The organism is Ascidiimonas aurantiaca (assembly GCF_037646345.1).
Lineage (GTDB): Bacteria > Bacteroidota > Bacteroidia > Flavobacteriales > Flavobacteriaceae > Ascidiimonas > Ascidiimonas aurantiaca.
In genome coordinates, this window is the sequence record NZ_JBBEWR010000014.1 from 17,168 (window position 1) to 40,465 (window position 23,298).

The following is a 23,298-nucleotide window of genomic DNA, read 5'->3' on the forward strand; positions in this document are numbered from 1 at the left end:
ATGTTTGCCATTCTTAAAAAAGAGATCAATACTTTTTTTGCCTCGGCTACCGGATATTTGGTCATTGCTGTTTTTTTATTGCTCAACGGACTGTTCTTATGGGTATTTAAAGGCAATTTTAATGTATTTGACTACGGTTTTGCCGACCTGTCTGCCTTTTTCTTTCTGGCACCCTGGATACTCACCTTCTTGATCCCGGCGATTACCATGAAGAGTTTCTCCGATGAGGCCCGAATGGGCACTCTGGAGGTATTATTAACCCGTCCCATACACCCCATTCACATTGTATTAGGCAAGTACCTGGGGGCATTTACACTGGTAGTATTGGCACTGTTACCCACCCTTTTGTATATTCTAACACTTTGGAAGCTGGGCAAACCGGAAGGAAACCTGGATCTGGGAAGTGTTCTTGGGTCCTATGTCGGACTCCTTTTTATGGCTTCCGCATATACCGCAGCCGGTATTTTTGCTTCCACCCTTTCCCGTAATCAGATTGTTTCATTTATTATAGCCGCGGCTATTTGTTTCTTTTTGTTTTTTGGTTTTGAGGGCATTGCATCCCTCGGTAGTGAAATGAACTGGATCTCTCAACTGGGAATGAAGGCCCATTTTGAGAGTATGGCCAGGGGTGTGATAGACACCCGCGATCTTATTTATTTCCTATCACTGGCGGCCTTTTTTGTATTGCTAACTTCAGAACAACTCAAAAAAACCGGAAACGCATGAAAAGGAACCTAAAAACGGGCTACCGATGGTTACAGGCTCTGGCCGCCCTGATTCTGATCAATCTGCTTTCCGGATGGATATATGAGCGGTTTGACCTTACGGCCGATAAGCGGTACACACTTTCCGAAACTACCGTTTCCATACTGGAGTCGGTAAGAACTCCCGTATTCATAGATATATTACTGGAAGGTAACTTTCCCCCCGAATTCAGAAAACTACAGATCGAAACCCGGCAGCTTTTGGAAGAACTCGTATCAGTGAATCCGCTGATCAGATACAATTTCATAAACCCGGGAGAAGACGGTAGCTCTGAAGAAGTATTACAACGCTTGCGGGGTATGGGGCTCACCCCGGCAAGTGTAACCGTAGAAGAGAACGGAAAAGTAACGCAGGAATTTGTTTTTCCGTGGGGGGTGGCCTACACCAGTGAAGAGCGGCAGGTACGGGTACCATTGTTAAAAAATACAATGGGTTCCAATACCGAAGAACGGGTAAACAATTCCATCAGAAACCTGGAATACGCTTTTGCTGATGCCTTAAAAAAGCTTACCGTAACAGAGAAAAAAAGTATCGCCGTACTAAAAGGTAACGGACAACCTGCGGATATAGAAATAGCCGATTTTCTGAAAACACTGGGCGAGTATTACCGTCTGGCACCTTTTACTCTCGATTCGGTAGAAGCCAATACACAAAAAACCCTGAATGATCTTACCGCTTTTGATATGATTATCATGGCCAAACCCACAGAGCGCTTTAGTGAAAAAGAAAAACTGGTACTGGACCAGTTTACCATGCAGGGAGGAAAATCTTTATGGCTTATAGATCAGGTAGCTATTGAGACCGATAGCCTTTACAATGAAAAAGGGAGCACCGTAGCTTTTGCCCGCGACCTCAATATAAACGATCTCTTTTTCCGGTATGGGGTTCGTATTAATCCCGTATTAGTACGCGACCTGTATTTTACCCAAATCGTTCTTGCTTCCGGTGAAGGTACCACATCCCAGTATGATCCCGTACCCTGGGTGTATCATCCTATGGTATTTTCAAAAAATGATCATCCCATAAACCAGAATATAGAGGCCCTGCGCTTTCAATATGCCAACAGTATAGATACCCTGTCTAATGCGGTTAAAAAAACCGTTTTACTCAGTTCGTCTCCCCTATCGGCCCTTACCGGCACCCCGGCCGAAGTAAGCCTCTCCATTATTACCGATGCGCCACCAAAAGAATCATATACAGAGTCCTTTATTCCACTGGCCGTATTGCTGGAAGGCTCTTTTACCTCCGCATTTAAAAACCGGATCCTGCCCTTGAAATTACCTGATACCCGGGAAGAAAGTACAGAAACGGCTATGATAGTGATTGCCGATGGAGACCTTATCAAAAATCAAGTAAGTCGGGGCCGTCCCCTTGAGCTGGGATATGACAAATGGACGAACAGTTTTTACGGGAACAAGGAATTTCTGCTAAACTGTGTAAATTATCTGCTGGATGACACCGGACTTATAAACATTCGCTCTAAAGAAATTGCCGTGCCATTTTTGGATTCGGAGAAAGTAGCCACCGAAAAAACACGCTGGCAGCTTGTAAATGTGGTATTTCCCCTCCTCTTCCTTCTGGTTTTTGGGGTAGTTTACCAACAGTTGCGAAAACGCAAATACAGTAAGTAAATGTTAATAAGTTATTTTCGGTAGAAAGTACAATTAAAATATATTTGTAGTTAGAAGAAAATTAAGCGTTCAATGAAGTTTATTGTATCAAGTTCCTACTTGCTAAAGCAACTACAGATCCTCGGGGGAGTTATTAATAATAACAATACCCTGCCCATTTTAGATAATTTCCTGTTTGAACTTTCAGAAAATCGACTGGTCGTCTCAGCTTCAGATCTGGAGACCACTATGAGTACCGTATTGGAGGTAGATTCTTCCTCAGAAGGTAACATTGCCATTCCGGCCAAGCTTCTGCTAGATATTCTTAAAACCTTTCCGGAGCAGCCGCTCACATTTGTGGCAGACAGCAACAACACCATAGAAATTAGTTCTAATCACGGTAAATATGCACTGGCCTATGCAGACGGTGCCGAATTTCCCAAGACCATAGAGCTTTCAGAACCCAGTTCTACCGTTGTTATAGGCGATATTCTGGCAACTGCCATCAGCAAAACTATTTTTGCCACAGGAAATGATGACCTGCGGCCCGTAATGAGCGGTGTATTCTTTCAATTTACACCACAAGGACTCACCTTCGTCTCTACCGATGCACATAAATTGGTAAAATACCAGCGCTCTGACGTAACAGCTACCGAAGTAGCTGAGTTTATCATGCCTAAAAAGCCCTTAAACCTGCTCAAAAGTATTCTTGCCGGTAGTGAAGCCGAAGTAACGATCGAATACAACGACAGCAATGCAAAATTTACTTTTGAGAATACCGAACTGGTATGTAGGCTTATAGACGGGAAATACCCCAACTACGAAGCCGTGATCCCCAAAGAGAACCCAAATAAACTGGCGATAGATCGAAATCAGTTTTTAAGTTCCGTAAAACGGGTAAGTATATTTTCCAATAAAACCACCCATCAGATCCGGTTAAAAATTGCCGGAGCCGAACTGAATATCTCAGCCGAAGATATTGACTATAGCAATAAAGCTGAAGAACGCCTTACCTGTAGTTATAGTGGTGACGATATGCAAATAGGCTTTAATTCACGCTTTCTTACCGAGATGCTCAGTAACCTGAACTCCGGTGAAGTATCGCTGGAAATGAGCCTGCCTAACCGTGCCGGTATCCTCACCCCCGCAGATGGGCTCGATGAGGGCGAACAGATCACCATGCTCGTTATGCCAGTGATGTTAAATAACTAAGTATATTATTTTTAAGTGTTATTATAAATTTTATTTATTTCAATTTAAAAAAAACCGGCAGATCAAATCTGCCGGTTTTTTCATTAACCCTATATAAAACTAAAACAAGAAAATTTACATGTATTACGCTTTTGAAAAAATGCTGAGCACCCAACATCCAAATGAACCTGTATCAAAAAAGTTTTTGAAAGTCATCAAAATTTCTTTATGATGGTGCTCTTTTTTTAATTAATGATGCGCATGGTCATTGGATAGTACGGTAATTCGCCATTACTCGCTTTTACTGCATTGATAATAGGGAAAATAAAACAGATGATCGCAATAACGATCAGCCCCACAATTCCCAGGCCAAATAAAAGGATCAGCGGTAAACAGATAATAGCATAAATAAACATACTTATCTGAAAATTCATGATCGCTTTGCCGTGTTCGTCCATATCATTAATACGGTCCCTTTGTGTAAGCCAAAGTACCAGCGGTACTATAAATCCGCCAAACAGAGTAATAAGGTCCAGTAACTGGCTCAGGTGGGTAATTACCAGAAGTTGATTATCTTTTCTCATAACTGTCGTGATTTGATGAATACCTATAAGACTCCCCAAAAGATAAATTGTTACACAAAATAACGGAAAAACCGTATTTTTTTACCAATTCACCTAAAAAGGGCATTTCCCCCTCCCTCATTTAACCATAACAGATACGTTATCGCTTACAATGCAACCATTGGTGAATGAGCATTTTCAAAACATTATCATCTTCTTTATCATAAGAAAAAACTTATAAAAGTATTTCCCCATTGGTTGCCCATAAGCTGCCACTTACCGAAGGAAAACAACTTACCAACGAAAATTCGTTCAAAAAATGCTTAGTCATAATACCTTTAGAACAGAATATTTCATCATTGTCCTGAATCATGAAAAAAACTTTACTTCCAAACACTGAAAAGACTTTAGCCTCACTGGCACTTTTTTTATTTGTTTTCTCCAAAATGTCGTTTGCGCAATCCATTATTATAGAACCCAGAGATTGTGGTTATGCATGCAGTGCCAAGGACGTCATTCTCTACGATCCTTTTCTGGCTTCTGATACCAACGGCACACGCATAGAGACCTGTGAAGAGTTGGGCACTACATTCACCGCCTATATATGCTTTTATATGGAAAACACTACCGGGACCGACCGATACACGCCTATGATCTATGCAGACCTCAATGTTAACGGACAGATAACTACACTCAATAAGTGTAATCCTAACCTGCCTGCCGGCGCTACCGCAATATATTGTACATCTATAACTTATGAAATTGGTTGTGGCGATACAGTATCGCTGGACCGTATCTGGATAGGATGGAACGTTTCCCAAAAAACATGTAGTGATATAGAAGCTGCCAGCAGTTGTAATAAACTTATTCCCTCAGGCAAGTGCGGAGATTATAATTCCATTCCCCTGTACCTAAGTATGCCCGTAGAGACCCCTAAGGTTATAGATGAAGAGAACACGCTCTTTTTGTGTACAGATGGTTTTGACAACGATGGGAATGGAGTTTTGGATTGTGATGAGTTTGCCTGTAGCGGGTTTACAGAATGTACCTATACAGAAACCGGAAGTGCTAATGATGGTGGACTGGAAAGCAATGACCGGCTTATCGGAAAAATCGCAAAACGATACTATCGTCGCAGCAGGGATAACCGATGGAACCCGCGTTTTAATCGTTCCGGGAACGAATTTATTACAAAAAAGAAAGAATTTGCAAAGAATACCTCTCCCCTTCCCGCTTTGTTCGAGTTAATACCAGATAACATTGAAGGAACCGTTCCTTATCTGAGCACTCCGGAGGACCTTTTAGAGCTTACTAATGCAACCGAAGTATTATCAGTTGATTATTTTGGGGAAGGATCCCGACAGGCAGCTATCCTCTCATCACGAACCATCGGCGGAGTTTACGAACATACCAAAGCTATTTGTGACCGGTTAACCGGAACCACTTTATTAGAGGTATGGAAATTACCCTTTGAGAAAGAACGTGAATTCCTGATGTTCAAACAGCGTACACGTGACGGATTTATTGAGTACAGTGCCAATTTTTCCTTTTACGAAGGAGAGGAAAGTACCTGGGTAGTAGAAAGCCACTGGAATACCTCGGGTTATACCCCCGGGAAAGCATATTATAATTTTCAGGTATGGGCAAATAGTCCCGGACATTTACAAAAAACCGTTACCGGAATATTACAACGTCTCCGAACACATGATGAAACACGCAGTATCCAGATACTTACCGGAGAGCCTCCCGCAATTTTTGTGAATCGGGCCATGTACAGAAATGGGAAACTAACATTGAACATCAGTAATCCAAAAGGGCAGACTTCCCTTCCTGTAAAAGGTATTTACAGAGAGACTGAGACCTCAGAAGCCATAAACTTCACTCGTACTTTTGAATTGTCCGGAACCCCGGAAGAAACCCTGGTCATGCATACCGAAGGTGTTTACACTATGGGAGTGACCCTTAATGAAGGTAATGGTACTCCTGATACCATTTTCTTTGCCGATGGTATTTGGGGAGTGGATATTGCACCCGAAGAAGGGGCACACCAGGCAGATATTTTCCAGAATTACTTCTCCAAAGAGGCCAGTCACCTGCAACTGGAACGCGGTATCCGTATAAGTGGTAAGCTATTCCAAAAATTTGCCTGGTACAGGGCCCTGAAAAATACTTTTGAAGGTACAGACCTTTCAGAATTTCAGAATTTCAACCTGCGAGCCTATGCTTCACAGGCTCTGGAAATAGAGGTAGTGTTGGTAGATCATACCCGTTCATGGGATGAGCAACTACGCACCACTATCAAAACAGGACCGGAACAAAGAGAATACCAGATAGATCTGGCTACCCTTACCAACAATAAAGAACGCTTAAAGAATATTGCTATGGTCGTTTTTATCGCAGAAAATCATTCAGGGCAACCTATTCCGGTTGTATTGGAAACAGACCGCCTGTACTTTTCTCCGGAGAGCATACTGCCAGAACCTCAGGCCCCTGAATACCTGGAGCCTGCAAAGATATTTCCCAATCCGGTAACCTCCATATCTGCCCTTTCATTTTCCGTTGAAGCACCATTGGATTATACTTTAATGTTTTATGACCTCCAGGGCCATGTTATGCAACAACTCAATGGCAGGGCAACCGCTGGCGCTAACCAGGTAGATATTTCAGCAAGTTGGTTACCCCCCGGACTTTATCTGTATGAATTACGCTCAGAACATACTACCATTGGCCAAGGAAAAGTCTTTTTTCGCTAAACGAAGTAGCAGGAATCAAACCCGTAAAAGCTTTTGATTATTTGTACTTTTGCAGAAATGTGCAAAAGATGATCCCTAAAGATACTATTGTGGCCCTGGCAACCCCTTCCGGCGCCGGCGCTATTGCTGTAATACGGGTTTCCGGAGATGACGCCATTACCAGAGTAGCCGGTATATTTCGACCCATTCGCGATAAAGACCTGATTACCCAAAAGAGCCATACCCTGCATTTAGGACATATTGTAGATGGCCACAGGGTACTCGACCAGGTGCTGGTATCTTTATTTAAAGCACCCCACTCCTATACCGGAGAAAATACCGTAGAGATCTCCTGTCACGGGTCTCCCTACATTCAGCAGGAAATTATACAACTGCTGTTACGTAAAGGTAGTCGTGCCGCCCAGGCCGGCGAGTTTACCCTGCGTGCTTTCCTGAATGGCAAACTCGACCTGAGTCAGGCAGAAGCCGTAGCCGATCTTATCGCATCAGACAATGCCGCTTCCCACCAACTGGCCATGCAGCAAATGCGGGGTGGTTTTAGCAATGAGATCAAAAAATTACGGGACGAACTCCTTAATTTTGCCTCCCTTATTGAGCTGGAACTCGACTTTGCCGAAGAAGATGTAGAGTTTGCCAACAGAGAGCAGTTTCGCGAACTGTTGCAACGTATTCACACCGTGCTCAAAGGGCTTATCGATTCCTTTGCCGTAGGGAACGTACTAAAAAACGGGATCCCCGTGGCCATTGTAGGCGAACCCAACGTAGGGAAATCTACCCTGCTCAACGCACTTTTAAATGAGGAGCGGGCCATTGTAAGCGATATTGCCGGCACCACCCGCGACACCATTGAAGATGAGATCAGTATTGGCGGCATAGGCTTCCGGTTTATTGATACTGCCGGTATTCGCGATACGCAAGATACTGTTGAAAGCATCGGGATCCAAAAGACCTTTGAAAAAATCAAACATGCAGCCCTGGTACTCTACCTGTTTGATGCATCTGCCATCCTGCAAAACCATCACAGACTTAACACGCTGAAGATCGAGATCGAAAAGCTTAAGAACCAATATCCGCAAAAACAACTGCTGGTCGTAGCCAATAAAATCGACACCCTTTCTCCTGAGGCCGTAGAACAAATAACTGGTACCATAGAAAACCTTCTTCCCCTTTCTGCCAAAACCGGCCAGGGGGTTGATGTGCTTAAAGAGCAATTGCTAAGCCTGGTAAATACAGGTGCCCTGCGCAACAACGAGACCATCATCACCAATTCCCGTCACTACGATGCCTTACTAAAAGCCCTCGAAGAGATCACCAAAGTACAGCAGGGTATGGACGATGGCCTGCCCGGCGACCTGCTCGCTATTGATATTCGCCAGGCCCTTTACCATTTTGGTGAAATTACCGGAGAGATCACAACCGATGATCTCTTAGGGAATATTTTTGCTAATTTTTGTATTGGGAAGTAATTACATTTCTTTTTGGTTAGTTAAACCCTTCTTTTGTTGGTGTTGACAGGCTTTTTACATAAAAGACACCAAGCATTATAACCAAAATGTTTAATGGTTAGAAGTTCCGGAGGAGCAACGGCAAGCAACAAGGCAGTAACAAATGTTGTTGCTGATAATGACATTAAACCTACTTGGAAAAACGTGTTTTCCAGGTAATAGCGATGTAAGATTAGATGATTATTACTCACAATTAGGAAATGAGTTTCTGGGCTTAAATAAAACGTTAAAGAACAATCATGAAATTGAAGTAAGGCTAACAATCCAACAGCAACAGCAATTCAATACATTTTTTGGAGTCTTTGCAAACCAAATACATCAACTTATAACCCGAAGAGTATATTGCAACCATTAGACAATTAGGCTTAATTGCATTTCGGTTAATGATGCTATTTACAGCATTTCGTATTATGGAATATAGTGATGTCAATCAGATTAAAGAATGTGAGGATGTCGATTTCCAAAATGCGCTAACTATTATTTCTATTTTGGTAAAACACAGTAGTAAGGTGTTTAACGATTTACCTATTGAACAAAAAGCGGTAAAGCGCCTAAATCGTAAAGAGAGTTTTTTAGAAAGCTTGCCAAAGCAATTCAGTAGGCAAGATTATTTAGATTTAGCAACCAAACAAAACATCCCTCATAAAACAGCAGAAGGCTACATTACCAAATTTGTAGAAGCAGGATTAATACATAGAGAAGCACATAATAGCTACTCTAATTCTGCAAAATTATAAGTAAAGGATTTCAAGGATTTAAGGATAATTAGAAAGTGCTTATACTTTAAATACTTAAAATCCTCATTTCCCTTATTTGTCATCCTGGGTTGTCACATTGAGCCTGTCGAAATGTTGATTCAGGATCTAATATTAGAGTGTAGTTTTCGTGTTCACTAAATCACAATGTTCATTGTCACTGAACACTTAAAAATAATAAACACTATAACTGGCATAACGTTTTCAATAATAAACTTGAAATTAAAAATTTCTTACGGAAAACCGTATCAATATTAAAGTGTTAAAAACTACTTTTATTTTTCTATTTGCCTTTTAGGGTTCTTTGTTTTCTTTTCTTATTTTTAAAAGCTAAAAGTATCCCTAAAGACAGTTTAAGCAATAGCAAATTTTACGATACTACGGTATGGTAAGGTGGGCTCTTGCTCTATTTTAAAATATAATGAAATGCAATTACAGGTAATTCAAAATAAAATATATCAAGTGCGAGACGAACGAATTATGCTCGATTTCGACCTTGCTGAATTGTATCAAGTGGAGGCCAGAGTACTTAAACAAGCTGTAAGAAGAAATCTGGATAGATTCCCACAAGACTTTATGTTCGAACTTACAAAAGAAGAGTACGATAACTTGACATCACAAAATGTGATCTCAAGTCATGGAGGTCGTCGTTATATGCCTTTTACCTTTACTGAACAAGGAGTAGCAATGTTATCAAGCGTGCTTAACAGTAAAAAAGCAATCGAGGGAAATATAGCAATTATTAGAGCCTTTGTAGTGTTACGTCAACATCTGGCAGATTACAAAGACCTTAAAGAAGAAATTGCTAAACACGAAAAGCAAATGAATACCAAATTTAAGGATATAAACCAAGCTTTAAATTACCTCTTAAACAAAGATCAGCAACAAACACAACAAGCCAATAGAAAACAAATAGGCTATAAAAAACAAAGAGACAATTAACTTATGGAACTTAAACCAATCAGCCATTTTTATAATAAACGCATTTATGTAATACCAGATTACCAAAGAGGGTACAGTTGGAAGACAAAACAAATTTATGATCTATTAAACGATTTAAAGCACGCCAACCAATTAGAGTCAGATCACTACACAGGAACCATTACCATTCATAAACAAGACCAAGATGAATTAATAGGAATGACTAAATACAGTATGTATCATCTGGTAGATGGTCAGCAGAGATTCACCACCATAACGTTGATTCTAAACTATCTATTAAAAAAATTAGGAAGTCAACCAGATTATGCAGAAGAGGTAAAAGAAAAAACAGCTAATTATATTATTAATAAGGGCACATACTTATTTCGTTACGAAATAGACCAAGTAAGCCAAAACTATTTCCATTCAGTAATTTTAGAACATCAAAGTTTATCCTCGCCAGACGAAAACTTGTACACCTTTAACCTAAAAAATGCAAAAAGGGATATAGCTGAATATTTTAAACAACCACATGCAAAAGACAAGGAGCTGGAATATTTAATGGCTATTGAAAACCGCTTGATGTTTAATGAATATATTGTCAAAACAACAGGCGACATTGGTGTAGTTTTCGAAACAATGAACAATAGAGGCATTGGACTGTCAGATTTGGAAATTGTTAAAAACCGTTTATTGTTTTTAGCTACTAAAATAAAGATTGAAGACGAAGAACACCTTACCAAACAGGTCATAGACAACATCAATCAGAAATGGGCTATTATCCTACGTAACTTAACATTGCCACATCAAACATTAGACGAAAACAGCTTTTTAAATAACCATTGGACGATCTATTACGGCTGGACAAAAGATAACCAAGCCAAAGATCAAATTTTAAATAAAATATTTACCATTGAGCAAATGGTAAAAGACCCAATAAAAATGCAAAAAGATATAGAGGCTTATGTTAACTCATTAGCAGTAACATCCTTGCATTGGAGGTTTATCAATTACCCAACTGAAAAAGGAGCATTTAAGGAAGTAGATAATAATAACTTACGAAACAAAATCAAAAAGGCTTTTGAAAAATTAAATAGACTTAACAACAGTACGGTAAGACCACTATTGTTAAGCTTTATGGGCTTGATGTCTAAAAAGCCTACCGACCTTCTGGAGATGGCGCAATTGGCAGAAGTATTCAGCTTTAGATTGTTCTCAATGAACAGAAAACGTTCAGATACGGGTAAAGCAGATATCTATCGGCATTGTTCAGATTGGCATAATGATTACACAAATGACGAGATGATTGCGCACGCAAAATTTTATTTGGCTTGGTACATCGATAACCATGGTGATTGGGATAGGTTTGAATATGAAATCAACGAATTGTTTGATTCCTCAAAAAAGCAGGGTTATTATTCGTGGGTTGGTTTGTCCTATTTCTTATACGAATATGAAGAACACTTACGAAAAAATCAAGATTCAAAATTGTCTTATGATTTTGTAAGTAAAAAGACCAAAAGTGTTGAGCATATTATACCACAAGCTTACCAAGAGTTTTGGGAAAATGAAATGGAAGCTATTAAAGACGATGAAAAAGAAGTTAAAAGGTGTTTGCACTCATTGGGCAATTTACTATTGATTACTACTGATAAAAATTCATCGTTGAGAAATTCAAGCTACGAAAATAAACAGAAGCAATACTATTACGGATCATTTTCCGAAATCGAAATTGCCGATAACAACGACGATTGGAACCCCACAAGTGTAGTAAATAGAGAAGACGAATTGCTGAAATTCATAAAAAAGAACTGGAAAACAGCAGATTGGTTTCAAGATAAATACCCCAATCCATATTACCAATCTCAAGAAGAAGATATTACTGATGAGATAGATGATGATTTAACAGAAGAATAATAAAGTAAACTAACAGTTGTAAGTGCCAATGCAAGAACTCTTAAAAACCAACATACTCAATTTTAAATGGCCAAGTAGTACGCCTACCATATACTTATCATTGGAGGATATAGAAGAAAGCCATCCAATTCATTGGTCAAAGTTTTCAAAGCAGATTAAAGAGGCGTTTCCTGATACAGATTTATCTCAAGTAGAACATATTTACACTACGTTTACTCAAGAAATACCCAATGCACCAAGCATTAAAATAGACTTGACAAAAGGTAAAGAACTACGCATTTACAAGCAATTCTTTAAACACCAATTAAAAACCTATTTTTTAGAAAAGGGCTATATCGTAGTCAAAAACTTTGTGCGTGATGTACAAGTCTGGATGCCTTCAAAAAAAGGAAACACTACAGACTATAACCTTTATTATAAATTCTCATTTAAGATACAGTTTGCAAAACTTACAGACTTACCAGAGCTAATTGTCTCTTATGATGGGACTTCAAAAGTACTAACAAAGTCAGTTCAGGATATTGAGGAAACAGAATATATTAAACGTTGTGTATATGGTCAAAAGACGTTTAATTACCAAATGGACCGCGATACAGAGGATAAAGAAGGCTTTTATAATAGCATAGACTTTAGTCAAGCATTTCCAATATTCAATTTACAACTCGCAAGAGCGGTAAACATACCAATTGAAGAACCAGAAAGACCAAAAAACAAATATCAAAAGTACGTAACACTCATTACTAATTTTGCAGAAAAGTATTTGTTTTCAGAAGAGTTCAAAGCCCTATTCCCTTTTAAACAAGATGCCTTTATAGATGTTGCTGGCAACCGTATTAATCATATAAATCCCAACTTGCGATTATTGGAGTTTGGCAAAGACCAATATGGTAATAAGAAAACCCATTTAGTGCCTAAAAAGTCAATGAATATGTTGACGCCTTACAGACGTCCTAAAGGTCCAAATATTAAATTCTTTTTTATATATCACACTTCACATAAAGAAGGAATTAAATCCTTTTATAGTAACCTAAAAAATGGTGTTGAAGTAACAGACTCAAAGAAGAAATACTTCCACGGTATTGAGTCGTATGTAAATATTAAAGTAGCAACATCTAAAGAACATTTTATAGAGTTTACTAATGAAAACGACCCTATCCCAGAAATAATTGAAAAGTTAGAAAGCTTAACCTTCGACCACGATAATATAAAATACGCAGCATTTTATTTAAGCCCATTCGATAAGTTTACACCAGATCCAGACAACCGCGAAATTTACATCCGTATTAAAGAACTGTTTTTAAACGAAGGCATAGTTACCCAAGTCGTGGATTATGAAAAAATGGTCGTCAATATTGAAAATCAATACAACTTCCAATTCTCATTACAAAATATGGCATTGGCTATCCACGCCAAATTAGGTGACGCACCTTGGAAGCTGGCAGTAACCGATAAAAAAGAATTGGTAATTGGTGTAGGTGCATTTACCAATCAAGGAGAAAACAGAAGATATATTGCAAGCGCATTTAGTTTTCAAAACAATGGCTTGTTTAGAAAATTTGAATACTTCAACCAAAACGAAACAGAACTATTAGCTGGGAGTACAAGTACAGCAATTCGTGACTTTACATCAGTATCAAAAGCCGATAAAGTAGTTATTCATTTTTACAAGGAAATGAGTTATGAAGAACTCAAACCGATTAAAGAACGAATGAATAAGTTGGATTTAAAAGTGCCATTATATATACTAAACATCAACAAAACAGAATTCGAAGACATCATTGCCTACGATTTAAATTGGGATAACAAACTAATGCCGATAAGTGGTACATACATTCGCATTGCCGAAAATCAGTTTTTATTGTTCAATAATGCACGTTATCCAAGCGACCGTTTTTATTCAGACACCGATGGTTATCCATTTCCAATAAAAATAAGTAGTCCAGATGAAGATGCTTTTGAAGATGTTGAGGTTATTGAAGAGTTACTAACCCAAGTGTATCAATTCAGTAGGTTGTATTGGAAATCTTTACGTCAACAAAATGTACCAATTACAATCAAATATCCCGAAATGGTTGCGCAAATTGCACCTCGTTTTAATAATGGCATCCCTGAAGATGCTAAAGATAAATTATGGTTTTTGTAAAAGACAATGAATGAAATTCATCAATACTTAAAGGAGTTTAAATATAAAACAAAGAAGAAGTTCTTTGATCAATACAGCTTTAATCATTTGAAGTTTAATGATTTTCAATGGTTGAATTTTGCATTAATAGAGGAATCTTTAGATAGTGGAGATAATTTATTTATAGGGTCCTTTAATAAAGAATTACCATCACTCTCAAAATTTCCAACCGTACTTTCTGTAGCTATATCAATGTTCTTTAAGAATTATTGTGATAGTGAAATGTCATTTCAAAAAGGAGATATTATCCAAAAGAATAGACAAAAATTCAAAATTATTAGCAAAACAGATAAAGGGTATTGGGTCTTTGGCGGTAAAAAAAATCAAGAGTATAAAAAATTAGTTAAGCATTGCAGTATTAAAGAATATTCTGTAGTTACTACAGGTCTTTCAAGTAGAAAAGTGAAAACGGGGCTTAAAGAGTACAAAGAGTTTTACAATAAATTGTTTTCAATAGAATCAGAAGTACCTTCAAAATTCAAGTATAAGTCTGCAATTGTACTTGTTAAAAAAGAATTCGAAAAAGAAATAAAAAACCAGAAATATCTAAAAGCTGATATAAAAAAATCCATTCCAATGAGGTGGATTACAACCAAAGGAAAAGAATATTGGAAGGACTTACCCATTGAACCTATGATTTACTGCGTTCCTGATTTTGAAACATTGGAAGAATATGTTCTGGATAAAGGTATTGAAATTGAAACATTGGTAGTAATTGGCAAAAACAAATATAAAGAAGAACATGGAACCAACATAAAAAGAGCGGTTAGAGAAGGAGTTATCAAGAACTGCATCATTTTGGGTAGCGAAGAATTACAAGATAAAGCAGGCCAATTTTTAAAATGGAATTGGACCTATCCTGAATTTGCATATTTAATGAAACACCCTTATGGGGAAATTACGGTAGCCAACATACAAGACCAACCTTTTGAGCAAGCCTTAAAGAGTTTCATTGACTACTTGTCTAAATTGGAAAAACAACACGGTATTTCGCTTAAAAATATTAAAGGTCTGCGTAAATTCTTATATGCTTTAGTTTTAGCTAAACAAGAAAACAGTAGAAACCTTACGCAGTTGGAATATGTCAACCATCTTATTGGTAAAGCTACTAACGAAACAATCTATGAAGAGTTTTATAACCAAAATTTAGAGCCATATGAGGTTTTGGAATATGTAAATCCATTAATTCAAAACATCTTTGATTGTTTCAATAATGAGAAACTCAAATTCTTGGAACGACTCAACTTTGTGAAAGTATTGATTGTGCCAGAAAAACTCGTCGATAATTGGAAAGAAGAGCTTCAAACTACATTTGGTACAATCTGTTCTTTTAAGGAATTTATGACTTTTCAGCATAAGTTTGAAGAAAGTAAAAACGTTTTTGTATTGAGTTTGTTCGGTAACGGAATGAATCAAGGAGAACTTATTGAAACAGCGGCTAATACAAAGCATAATTTCAACTTTTTGGCATACCCTGAAGAAGCAGAGATAATTGAGTTATTCAAAACGAATAGGAAGAACAACCTACTTAATGAATACAAATCTAAAGACAGGAAAAAATTGTCTGGTATTAAATTCGAAATCCCTGTGAATAAGATTGAAATACCTAAATCTCTTAAAGAAATAATGGATGAGTTATACGATAGGCAGGATAGAAAATCGTATGATTATGAATATGAGTCTCAAGGTCAGGTAAACTATAAGGTATGTTTTGAAGACCAAGCAAGCCCTATTGTAATAGATGGTTCAAAAACTGTTTTAATGCTAAAAGGAGAAAATTGGATTAAAACAAAAACCTACAATTTAGTAGCTGGAGACACAGTTAGAATTTACAATAACCTTTCAAAGGAAAAACTGTTTGAAATAGCAGCAGGCGAAGATAGTAATGGGCGTTTTGCTGAAATTATTGAACTCTCTCAACTCTGGAAAACAGAGCTTCGTAGTTATTTTTCCTCTAAAGTAATGAGTAATAAATATTATGAGACTTCAGATTTATTAAAGGATTTAAGAACCAAAGGAGCTACTATATCAAATCCAATTACTGTAAATAAATGGTTGGACGCATCGGATAAGGAGCGGTTTCCTAACGATTCAAAAAATGTAATGGCAATTAAAACTTTAATAAATAGCGAGGTACTAAATCAAAATTTTGACAAAGTTCTTAAAGTAAGAAGTTTTTATAGAGGTGTAATGATTTCTTTAGGAAGAGATTTGAGTGATGATGTTATGGACTATGTAAAATCAAGAGGCCTATATAAAGGTCGAATTTTATCTAAATTCAACGAAGATGAAATTCAATCCTTTATTCATAACGCAGCACCAATTAAAAAGATACAAAGCATAAAAATCACAGACGATGAAGAATCCAACTGGTGAAATAGATTATAAAGCAAGACAAATTTTTCAAAATCGGATTAACCGGGGAATGATTGGTCCAGGTTCAGATACGTGGGGCTTGCCTGATGAAGAAGAAATAATTTCCGATTATCCGCTTCTACGATATTTTAGTGGTGTTTTGTTTCCAAATAAATCAGTATGCCCTACTCAAAGTGCACAAGATGATGCAGATGGAAATAGTGATGGATTAGAAGATGATGTAGATGTAAATGAAGAAAATCCTGAAATTGAAGAAGTTGACATTGAAGAAAAAGACGTCACCGATAAAACCGTTACAACGAAAGAGGAGTTCAATTTAAGTACAAACAGTTTTTTTCCTACCAACATAGGAGTAACAGTAGCAGTTGAAAAATCGGTTAATGAAATTGATGTAGAATTTTCATTTGGTTTATATCAACAACCTAAAAATGAAGAACTAAAAATTAAAATACCAAAAGCAGGTTACGATTCATTTTTTGAGGAAAGTATTCCATATCCTCTACCTTTTAGAAATATTCTAAAATATAGTGAGGATGGGTTTATGTATTTAGAAAGAGAACTAAAAGGAGAACAAAGAAGACCTCAACGTGCTAATGGAGAATATGGTCAGTATGATGAATTTAAGAGGACACAAAATTTAACAAGGCAAACAGAAGAAGGCGGCTATTTTTCAGCCTACTATTATATAGGGTATTTAGACAAGTTGTTAAGTCGCTCTTGGAAAAGGAAACAATACAATTTTAAATTGAAAGTTCCTGTTGTAAAATCAACACCTATACCAGAATATTTTCAGTTTGAAGATGAAATTTTTAAACATACAAGGGCAGGATATAATATTAAGATATTTGAGGATAGTAGGGCGAAATACATAAAGGTTCAATTAGTAAACTTATCTGATGACCATCCTGCTAATAGGTTTTCCAATAGGTCTGAAAATTTAAACTTGAAATCCTTATTTCAAGGAAAAATAAAAGTACGTTCAGAGAAGCTTATTGAGTATAAGGACAATACGCTCTCAACATATACAGCAGGTGATGATATTAGAGATTTTGAAGCAGAAGAAATTGAGTTCATCTACAGAAATATTAAGAGTTATGGCATTGGACACAATTGCTCTGTAAGTTGGGATATTGAGAACAAAACCGTTGAAACAACATTCCTTCCACAACAAGATATTAAAGACGTTATTAATGAGTTTGAAGATTCTTCATTAGATGATTGTTTAGATATGAGAAACCTCTCAATCTGGGGTGTTTCCAAGGAGCAATTAAAATCCAATTTAAGACGCTTTGTAGTCAGTTATAAAGAATGGATAGAGAAACAATTGGACCAAAAAAGTAAATTATCTAAAAACGAACAGGAAATAGCTACACGTATTATCGACCGTCAGAAAGCCAATTACAATCGCTTAAATAACAACATAGATTTATTGGATAATGAGGATATTTATGAAGCGTTTAAATTGGCTAATACGGCAATGCTTGTTCAGTTTATTATTGCCAATGACAGTAAGTTGGGAAAATATGAAAAAGAGCTGCACGAAGTAGATAAAAGTATCAATGCAAATCACTTGGAGTTCTTTAAAAATTATGATGCAATAAAAGGATTGGGTTTCATTCCAAAGTATAGGCCTTTTCAATTAGCATTTTTGTTGTTAAGTATTGAAGAAATTGCCATACCTGAAAAAAGACAAGAAAATAGTACAGTAGACTTAATTTGGTTCCCTACTGGTGGAGGAAAAACCGAAGCCTATTTAGCAGTAGCAGCGTTTACAATTGCTTACCGTAGAATAAGTAAAAGCAAAGATTATGGTGGTACAACGGTTATGATGCGTTATACCTTGCGATTACTAACGGCACAGCAATTTGAAAGAGCTTCACGATTAATAGCAACATTGGAATTTTTAAGAGAACAAAAGGAGTTTACACACCAATTAAAAGATGAGCCAATAACTATTGGTTTATGGGTGGGTCAAGCCTCAACACCAAATAAAATTAGTGACGCTAAAAAGCTTTTGGATGACAAATACGGAATGGAAGCTGAAGCCTTAAAAGGAAAAGATGGAGACCCTTCAAAGAAAAATGAATTTCAAATAAGTAGTTGTCCTTGGTGTGGTACAAAATTAGTGTCTCAAGAGAAAAATGCAAAGGGTGAGCTAAATTGGAAATATGGCTTTAGGGTAAGAAGTAGTATTTTAAATATTCATTGTATAAACAGTAAATGCCATTTTCACAATAGCCTTCCAATTCAGGTAGTTGATGAAAACTTATATAGAAATCCCCCCACGTTATTATTTGGTACAGTAGATAAGTTTGCAATGTTAGCATGGCAAGAGGATGCACATAACTTTTTTAAGGCAAATATTGATGAAGGATTCCCACCGGATTTAATTATTCAGGATGAGTTACACTTACTTAATGGACCATTAGGTTCAATAACTGGCTTATTTGAATCTACAATTGAATTATTATGTAGTAAAAATGGTATTGGTCCTAAAATTATATCCTCAACGGCAACAACACGTAATACGCAATACCAGATTGAAAAATTATATGGAAATAGAACAGTAAACGTATTTCCACCTTCAGGAATTAATCACGATGATAGTTTCTTTTCAAGAGAAAGCAAAACCAGTAAAAGACGATATATAGGTTTTATGCCTACTGGTAAAACATCTATCGATACACAATTACAATTACTGGCACATTTATTCGTAGCAAGATTAGAAGTGCATAGGGATAAGGAAACAGAGACAAGAACAGACCCTTATTGGACAATAGTGTCTTATTACAATAGTTTAAAAGATGTTGGTAAAATCTATAACAAAATAGGTGATGAAATAACAACGTTTACATCAACTCTACAATATAGGTTAGCACAACTTTTTAACCCTTACGACGATTTTAAATTCAATTATTTAGGTATAACCAATAGAACAGAAGAGCTAACAAGTAGGGTGGAAAGTGCCAGAATTAAATCTGTTTTAAAAGAATTGGAAAAAGAGTTTGATACTAAAAACATTGTAACAAGTGAGCGAGGACATAAATACCTTAACGATGTAGTCGATTTTGTATTAGCTACCAATATGATTTCTGTTGGTATTGATATTAGTCGTTTAAATGTGATGCTTATCAACGGTATGCCAAAAAATATAGCAGAATACATTCAGGCATCCAGTCGTGTAGGACGAAAAAATAAAGGATTAGCAATTGCTTTATTAGACCCAAATAGGGCAAGAGAAAAATCATACTTTGAACATTTTGCTAATTTCCATCAAGCATTTTATAAATGTGTTGAACCATTAAGTATTACACCATTTACAGAAAGTACAATTGATAAAATGCTAACAACTGCTTTAGTAGCTTACATAAGAAATAAGTTAACTAAAATGAACGAAGATAAAGATGCATCAAAATTCGTAAAGGAAAACGCAAGGGAATTTAAAGAATTTGTGATGAGAAGATTTAATGAAGACATTCAGATGTTGGCATATTTTGATAACAAGTTAAACGATGTGGTAGATGATTGGTATAGAAGGGCAAATACAGAGGGAGATTTGAAATACAAAGCTTTATTAAAAAAGCCTTCCCAAAAATCTGAAGGTGATGTAGATTGGACGGTTATGCAATCCATGAGGGAAATAGATACAGATACATTCATTCAAATAAAATCAAATTTTTAAATGACAGTAAAAAGAAATAACACAGCTACTGACAATAAATATGTCAAGCTTCAAACTCGTAAAGTGTTGAGTGCTTATGGAGGTTCTGGTTCAATTATAGAAACACCATTTGGAGCTTTAATGATTGAAGATTTTGATAAATGGCCATTTTTTAAACCTGAATATAAAGATGGTGAATGGGTAGTTAATATAAATGGTTTGTTTCATGTAATAGATGAGAGATTATTGCAAAGGTTATCACATAAGGATGGTTTTGAGCAATTAGAAGCCTTCGTTTACGTTCCGGATAATGTATCATCATCAAGTCGAGCAGATATTCCTGAAACACCTGAAAATACTGTGAGTGCAGAATTTTTTCCTAAATGGTTTTATTGTAACAAATGCAATAGATTAAAGAAAATTAAAGAGTGGTGGGATATTTGGCAAAATGAGAAAACAGGAGCAACCAAAAAAGATTTTGCACCACCTAAATGTGGAGTGTGTTACAAAAATAATGGTAAAAAATATGCACCAGAATTAGAACAAGTAAGGTTTATTATGACTTCGCCTATTGGCAGGTATAAAGAAATACCTTGGGAGAGGTGGAATAAGGCAGAAAAGGAATCCAATGAAGAAGATACATCAAGTGGGACAATTCGATTAGATTATGAAAGCTTATGTTGTGATAATCAAGATTTACGGTATATAAAATCAAAAAAGTTTTCTGATATGGCTGGTATCAATATTAAATGTATGAATGATACTTGCGAACATAAAGGGCGTCAAGTTACATTGGCAGGTATGTTTGGTTTAAGAGAGCGTGTGTGGTTTTCAGATGAAGAGATTTTGGAGCGCCAAACAGAGAACAAGGAATTAAAAGTGTATTACAAACCAGTTATTCGAAGCAGTAATAGTGTGTACTACCCAATTTTGGTTACCAGTATATTTTTGCCTACGGATAAAGGTATTCGAACCAAAGATTTAGAAAAAATTGAAAAATGGAAAGAAAAAGGTAAAGATGCTGAATTTATTTTTGATGCACTATTAGAGGAGTATTCTTTAGAAGTAATACAAAAGTTATTGGATAAGGAAGACAAAAACGAATACATTCCAGAATTGGAATACCGCCTATATGAGTATAACTTTTTAGTTAATCATAAAGAAGATAAGTTTGAAGATAAAAGTCAGAATTTGATTTTTCAGAAAGAAAAATTAAAAACATTAATTGATTATGGTTTTGAACAGCTTATTGGTTTAAGAAGAATAAAAATGACTTCGGTACAAATTGGCTATACAAGACAGGAACCTTTGAGTAGTGATGACTTTTTTACGGAAATGGATGCTACGCAAGGCTTGATTGAGAAGAAATATACTTCAAAATGGAGAAGAATGACAAAGTACTTGCCAGCAGTAGAAAGCTTTGGTGAAGGCATTTTTATTAGTCTATCTAATGATAAAATACAAGAATGGGTAGAGGCAAGTGAATCAAATGGTAGATTTAAAAATAAAATAGACCGTTTACAAAATAACATCTTAAATCATGCTTATCGTTCTGTAAATCAAAAATTTGATACAGAAAACAGTAGGGAGCATTTAATTAGATTTTTATTGCTTCATACCTTATCCCACTTATTAATTAAGGAGTTAGAGTTTCTTTGTGGTTATCCTTCAACATCATTAAATGAAAGGCTATTTGTAGATGACACAAGAATGCAAGGAGTTTTGTTATATACAATCGCAGGGGCAGAAGGTAGTTATGGTGGCTTGGTGTCTCAAGCGACCGAAGAAAGAACGTTGAGGTTATTAAAATCTGCAATCCATAGAGCTACCGATTGTGCTTCAGACCCAATATGCTATAATACCGAAGATGGTCAAGGAATAGGAGGTTTAAATATGGCTGCTTGTTATAGCTGTACCTTAATTCCTGAAAACGCTTGCGAAGAATTTAATTCATTCTTGGACCGTTCATTACTAATTGATGAAGAATATGGGTTTTTTAAAAATTTAATAAGATAGTTTTATATGGGAAACACAATATACTTTGATGAAGCAGGAAATACAGGTCAAGATATGTTAAATCAAGACCAACGTGTCTTTGTTTTAGCGTCAGTAAATTATAATATTGAACAACAAAATGAGATAAAAAGTGATTTCGATTTAGATGGTGAATTACATTTTAAAAACTTAAAAAATAGTGGTGCTGGTCGTCAGAAAGTATTAACATTTCTCAATAGTAAATGGATTAATGAAAACCATATTTTTTTATCCTATACTAATAAAGGCTTTGCTGCTTGTGGCTATGTGGTAGATTTGTTAGTAGAAACAGTTTTTTATCATAAAGGCTATGACCTATACTTACAAGGTCGCCACATTGCTTATACTAACTGGTTATTCTATTTTGGTAATTTTTATTGGAACAAGCAATTATTTAAAATATTCTTGGAATCCTTTGTAGTTATGATAAGAACAAAGGAACAAGCAGATATAAATAATTTTTACACTCTGGCAAATGAGTTATATAATCAAATAGAAGAAAAGCTAATTCTTAAGCCTATTATAGAAAGCAAAAAACACATAGATGAGGTAATGACTGCAATTGATAAATTTTCGATTGATGTTACATTTTCTACTTTTTTAGTATTGAGTGATAAATGGTCCAAATTTTTAAAGGAGAAGATTGAAGTGAGGTTTGACCAGTCAAAACAGTTAGAGCATTATAATAAATATATTGAAGAAACGCTCAAATTGCAGGAAGCCGATGCTAAAACAATCGAAATAGGCTTCGATAATAGAACAATGACATTTCCTCATCAAATCAATTCTGTAAAATTGGTTGATTCAACAGATGAATTTGGTGTTCAATGCGCAGATTTAATAGCAAGTGCATTGGCGTTTGCCTATAACAACGAAGATGGTAAATTTCAAAAGTTTTCAAATCAAATAAAAGAATCAAAACTCTTTCAGCTTTCAAATGCGCATAGTATATGGCCTACGGATGATGTATCACCAGAAGCATTAGGCTTAACAGAAGGTAAGGGAATAAACCCACTTGATTTTTTAGCGATTAACTTTCCACAAGCGTTCAAATAATATAGAAAT

General features: G+C 36.2%; 14 protein-coding genes. 13 read left to right on the forward strand and 1 reads right to left on the reverse strand.

The annotated features are described in order from the left end of the window. The 3 genes from gldF (at position 1) to dnaN (ending at position 3,587) form a co-directional block, all read left to right on the forward strand. On the forward strand, positions 1 to 726 hold the full coding sequence (gene gldF, locus WAO84_RS13905; RefSeq protein WP_340066536.1) for a gliding motility-associated ABC transporter permease subunit GldF: 726 nt from the start codon (positions 1 to 3) through the stop codon (positions 724 to 726). Beyond that, a complete protein-coding gene (gene gldG / locus WAO84_RS13910) occupies positions 723 to 2,396 on the forward strand; it encodes a gliding motility-associated ABC transporter substrate-binding protein GldG (RefSeq protein WP_340066537.1) in 1,674 nt (557 codons plus the stop codon). The genes gldF and gldG overlap by 4 nt, the downstream gene beginning before the upstream one ends. 72 nt (positions 2,397 to 2,468) lie before the next feature. Next, positions 2,469 to 3,587 (forward strand): DNA polymerase III subunit beta, encoded by a 1,119-nt coding sequence (gene dnaN / locus WAO84_RS13915; protein ID WP_340066538.1) that lies wholly within the window; start codon positions 2,469 to 2,471, stop codon positions 3,585 to 3,587. 224 nt (positions 3,588 to 3,811) lie between these two features. Here the strand turns inward: dnaN and WAO84_RS13920 are convergent, their stop codons facing one another. Beyond that, positions 3,812 to 4,150: a DUF4870 domain-containing protein gene (locus tag WAO84_RS13920; protein ID WP_340066540.1), complete on the reverse strand. Its 339-nt coding sequence runs from the start codon at positions 4,148 to 4,150 to the stop codon at positions 3,812 to 3,814. Between the two features lie 350 nt (positions 4,151 to 4,500). Between WAO84_RS13920 and WAO84_RS13925 the strand changes: the two genes are divergently transcribed. The 10 genes from WAO84_RS13925 (at position 4,501) to WAO84_RS13970 (ending at position 23,289) form a co-directional block, all read left to right on the forward strand. Next, the gene (locus tag WAO84_RS13925) at positions 4,501 to 6,882 is read left to right on the forward strand and encodes a T9SS type A sorting domain-containing protein (RefSeq protein WP_340066542.1); all 2,382 of its coding nucleotides are present in this window, start codon (positions 4,501 to 4,503) and stop codon (positions 6,880 to 6,882) included. Between the two features lie 68 nt (positions 6,883 to 6,950). Beyond that, entirely contained in the window at positions 6,951 to 8,348 is a 1,398-nt protein-coding gene (gene mnmE / locus WAO84_RS13930) for a tRNA uridine-5-carboxymethylaminomethyl(34) synthesis GTPase MnmE (protein ID WP_340066543.1), read from the forward strand. A 449-nt stretch (positions 8,349 to 8,797) separates the two neighbouring features. Then, positions 8,798 to 9,124, forward strand: coding sequence for a hypothetical protein (locus tag WAO84_RS13935; protein WP_340066544.1), 327 nt, complete (start codon positions 8,798 to 8,800; stop codon positions 9,122 to 9,124). A gap of 444 nt (positions 9,125 to 9,568) precedes the next feature. Beyond that, on the forward strand, positions 9,569 to 10,084 hold the full coding sequence (locus WAO84_RS13940; protein WP_340066545.1) for an ORF6N domain-containing protein: 516 nt from the start codon (positions 9,569 to 9,571) through the stop codon (positions 10,082 to 10,084). Between the two features lie 3 nt (positions 10,085 to 10,087). After that, complete coding sequence (locus WAO84_RS13945) at positions 10,088 to 11,980, forward strand: DUF262 domain-containing protein (RefSeq protein ID WP_340066546.1); 1,893 nt, start codon at positions 10,088 to 10,090, stop codon at positions 11,978 to 11,980. Positions 11,981 to 12,008: 28 nt separating this feature from the next. Next, positions 12,009 to 14,123: a Piwi domain-containing protein gene (locus WAO84_RS13950; RefSeq protein ID WP_340066548.1), complete on the forward strand. Its 2,115-nt coding sequence runs from the start codon at positions 12,009 to 12,011 to the stop codon at positions 14,121 to 14,123. Positions 14,124 to 14,129: 6 nt separating this feature from the next. Continuing rightward, a complete protein-coding gene (locus WAO84_RS13955) occupies positions 14,130 to 16,538 on the forward strand; it encodes a DISARM anti-phage system protein DrmE domain-containing protein (protein WP_340066549.1) in 2,409 nt (802 codons plus the stop codon). Next, positions 16,519 to 20,220 (forward strand): helicase-related protein, encoded by a 3,702-nt coding sequence (locus tag WAO84_RS13960; RefSeq protein ID WP_340066550.1) that lies wholly within the window; start codon positions 16,519 to 16,521, stop codon positions 20,218 to 20,220. The genes WAO84_RS13955 and WAO84_RS13960 overlap by 20 nt, the downstream gene beginning before the upstream one ends. After that, positions 20,221 to 22,215: a DrmB family protein gene (locus WAO84_RS13965; protein WP_340066551.1), complete on the forward strand. Its 1,995-nt coding sequence runs from the start codon at positions 20,221 to 20,223 to the stop codon at positions 22,213 to 22,215. Between the two features lie 6 nt (positions 22,216 to 22,221). Next, positions 22,222 to 23,289, forward strand: coding sequence for a DUF3800 domain-containing protein (locus WAO84_RS13970; protein ID WP_340066552.1), 1,068 nt, complete (start codon positions 22,222 to 22,224; stop codon positions 23,287 to 23,289). The last annotated feature ends 9 nt before the right edge of the window (positions 23,290 to 23,298 follow it).

What these genes read in the sequence shown, in the direction of transcription:
- WAO84_RS13940 (WP_340066545.1), top strand. Translation starts at nt 9,569, where the DNA reads ATGCAATTACAGGTAATTCAAAATAAAATATATCAAGTGCGAGACGAA.
- gldF (WP_340066536.1), top strand. Translation starts at nt 1, where the DNA reads ATGTTTGCCATTCTTAAAAAAGAGATCAATACTTTTTTTGCCTCGGCT.
- WAO84_RS13925 (WP_340066542.1), top strand. Translation starts at nt 4,501, where the DNA reads ATGAAAAAAACTTTACTTCCAAACACTGAAAAGACTTTAGCCTCACTG.
- WAO84_RS13965 (WP_340066551.1), top strand. Translation starts at nt 20,221, where the DNA reads ATGACAGTAAAAAGAAATAACACAGCTACTGACAATAAATATGTCAAG.
- mnmE (WP_340066543.1), top strand. Translation starts at nt 6,951, where the DNA reads ATGATCCCTAAAGATACTATTGTGGCCCTGGCAACCCCTTCCGGCGCC.
- WAO84_RS13970 (WP_340066552.1), top strand. Translation starts at nt 22,222, where the DNA reads ATGGGAAACACAATATACTTTGATGAAGCAGGAAATACAGGTCAAGAT.
- WAO84_RS13920 (WP_340066540.1), bottom strand. Translation starts at nt 4,150, where the DNA reads ATGAGAAAAGATAATCAACTTCTGGTAATTACCCACCTGAGCCAGTTA.
- WAO84_RS13955 (WP_340066549.1), top strand. Translation starts at nt 14,130, where the DNA reads ATGAATGAAATTCATCAATACTTAAAGGAGTTTAAATATAAAACAAAG.
- dnaN (WP_340066538.1), top strand. Translation starts at nt 2,469, where the DNA reads ATGAAGTTTATTGTATCAAGTTCCTACTTGCTAAAGCAACTACAGATC.
- WAO84_RS13960 (WP_340066550.1), top strand. Translation starts at nt 16,519, where the DNA reads ATGAAGAATCCAACTGGTGAAATAGATTATAAAGCAAGACAAATTTTT.
- WAO84_RS13935 (WP_340066544.1), top strand. Translation starts at nt 8,798, where the DNA reads ATGGAATATAGTGATGTCAATCAGATTAAAGAATGTGAGGATGTCGAT.
- WAO84_RS13945 (WP_340066546.1), top strand. Translation starts at nt 10,088, where the DNA reads ATGGAACTTAAACCAATCAGCCATTTTTATAATAAACGCATTTATGTA.
- gldG (WP_340066537.1), top strand. Translation starts at nt 723, where the DNA reads ATGAAAAGGAACCTAAAAACGGGCTACCGATGGTTACAGGCTCTGGCC.
- WAO84_RS13950 (WP_340066548.1), top strand. Translation starts at nt 12,009, where the DNA reads ATGCAAGAACTCTTAAAAACCAACATACTCAATTTTAAATGGCCAAGT.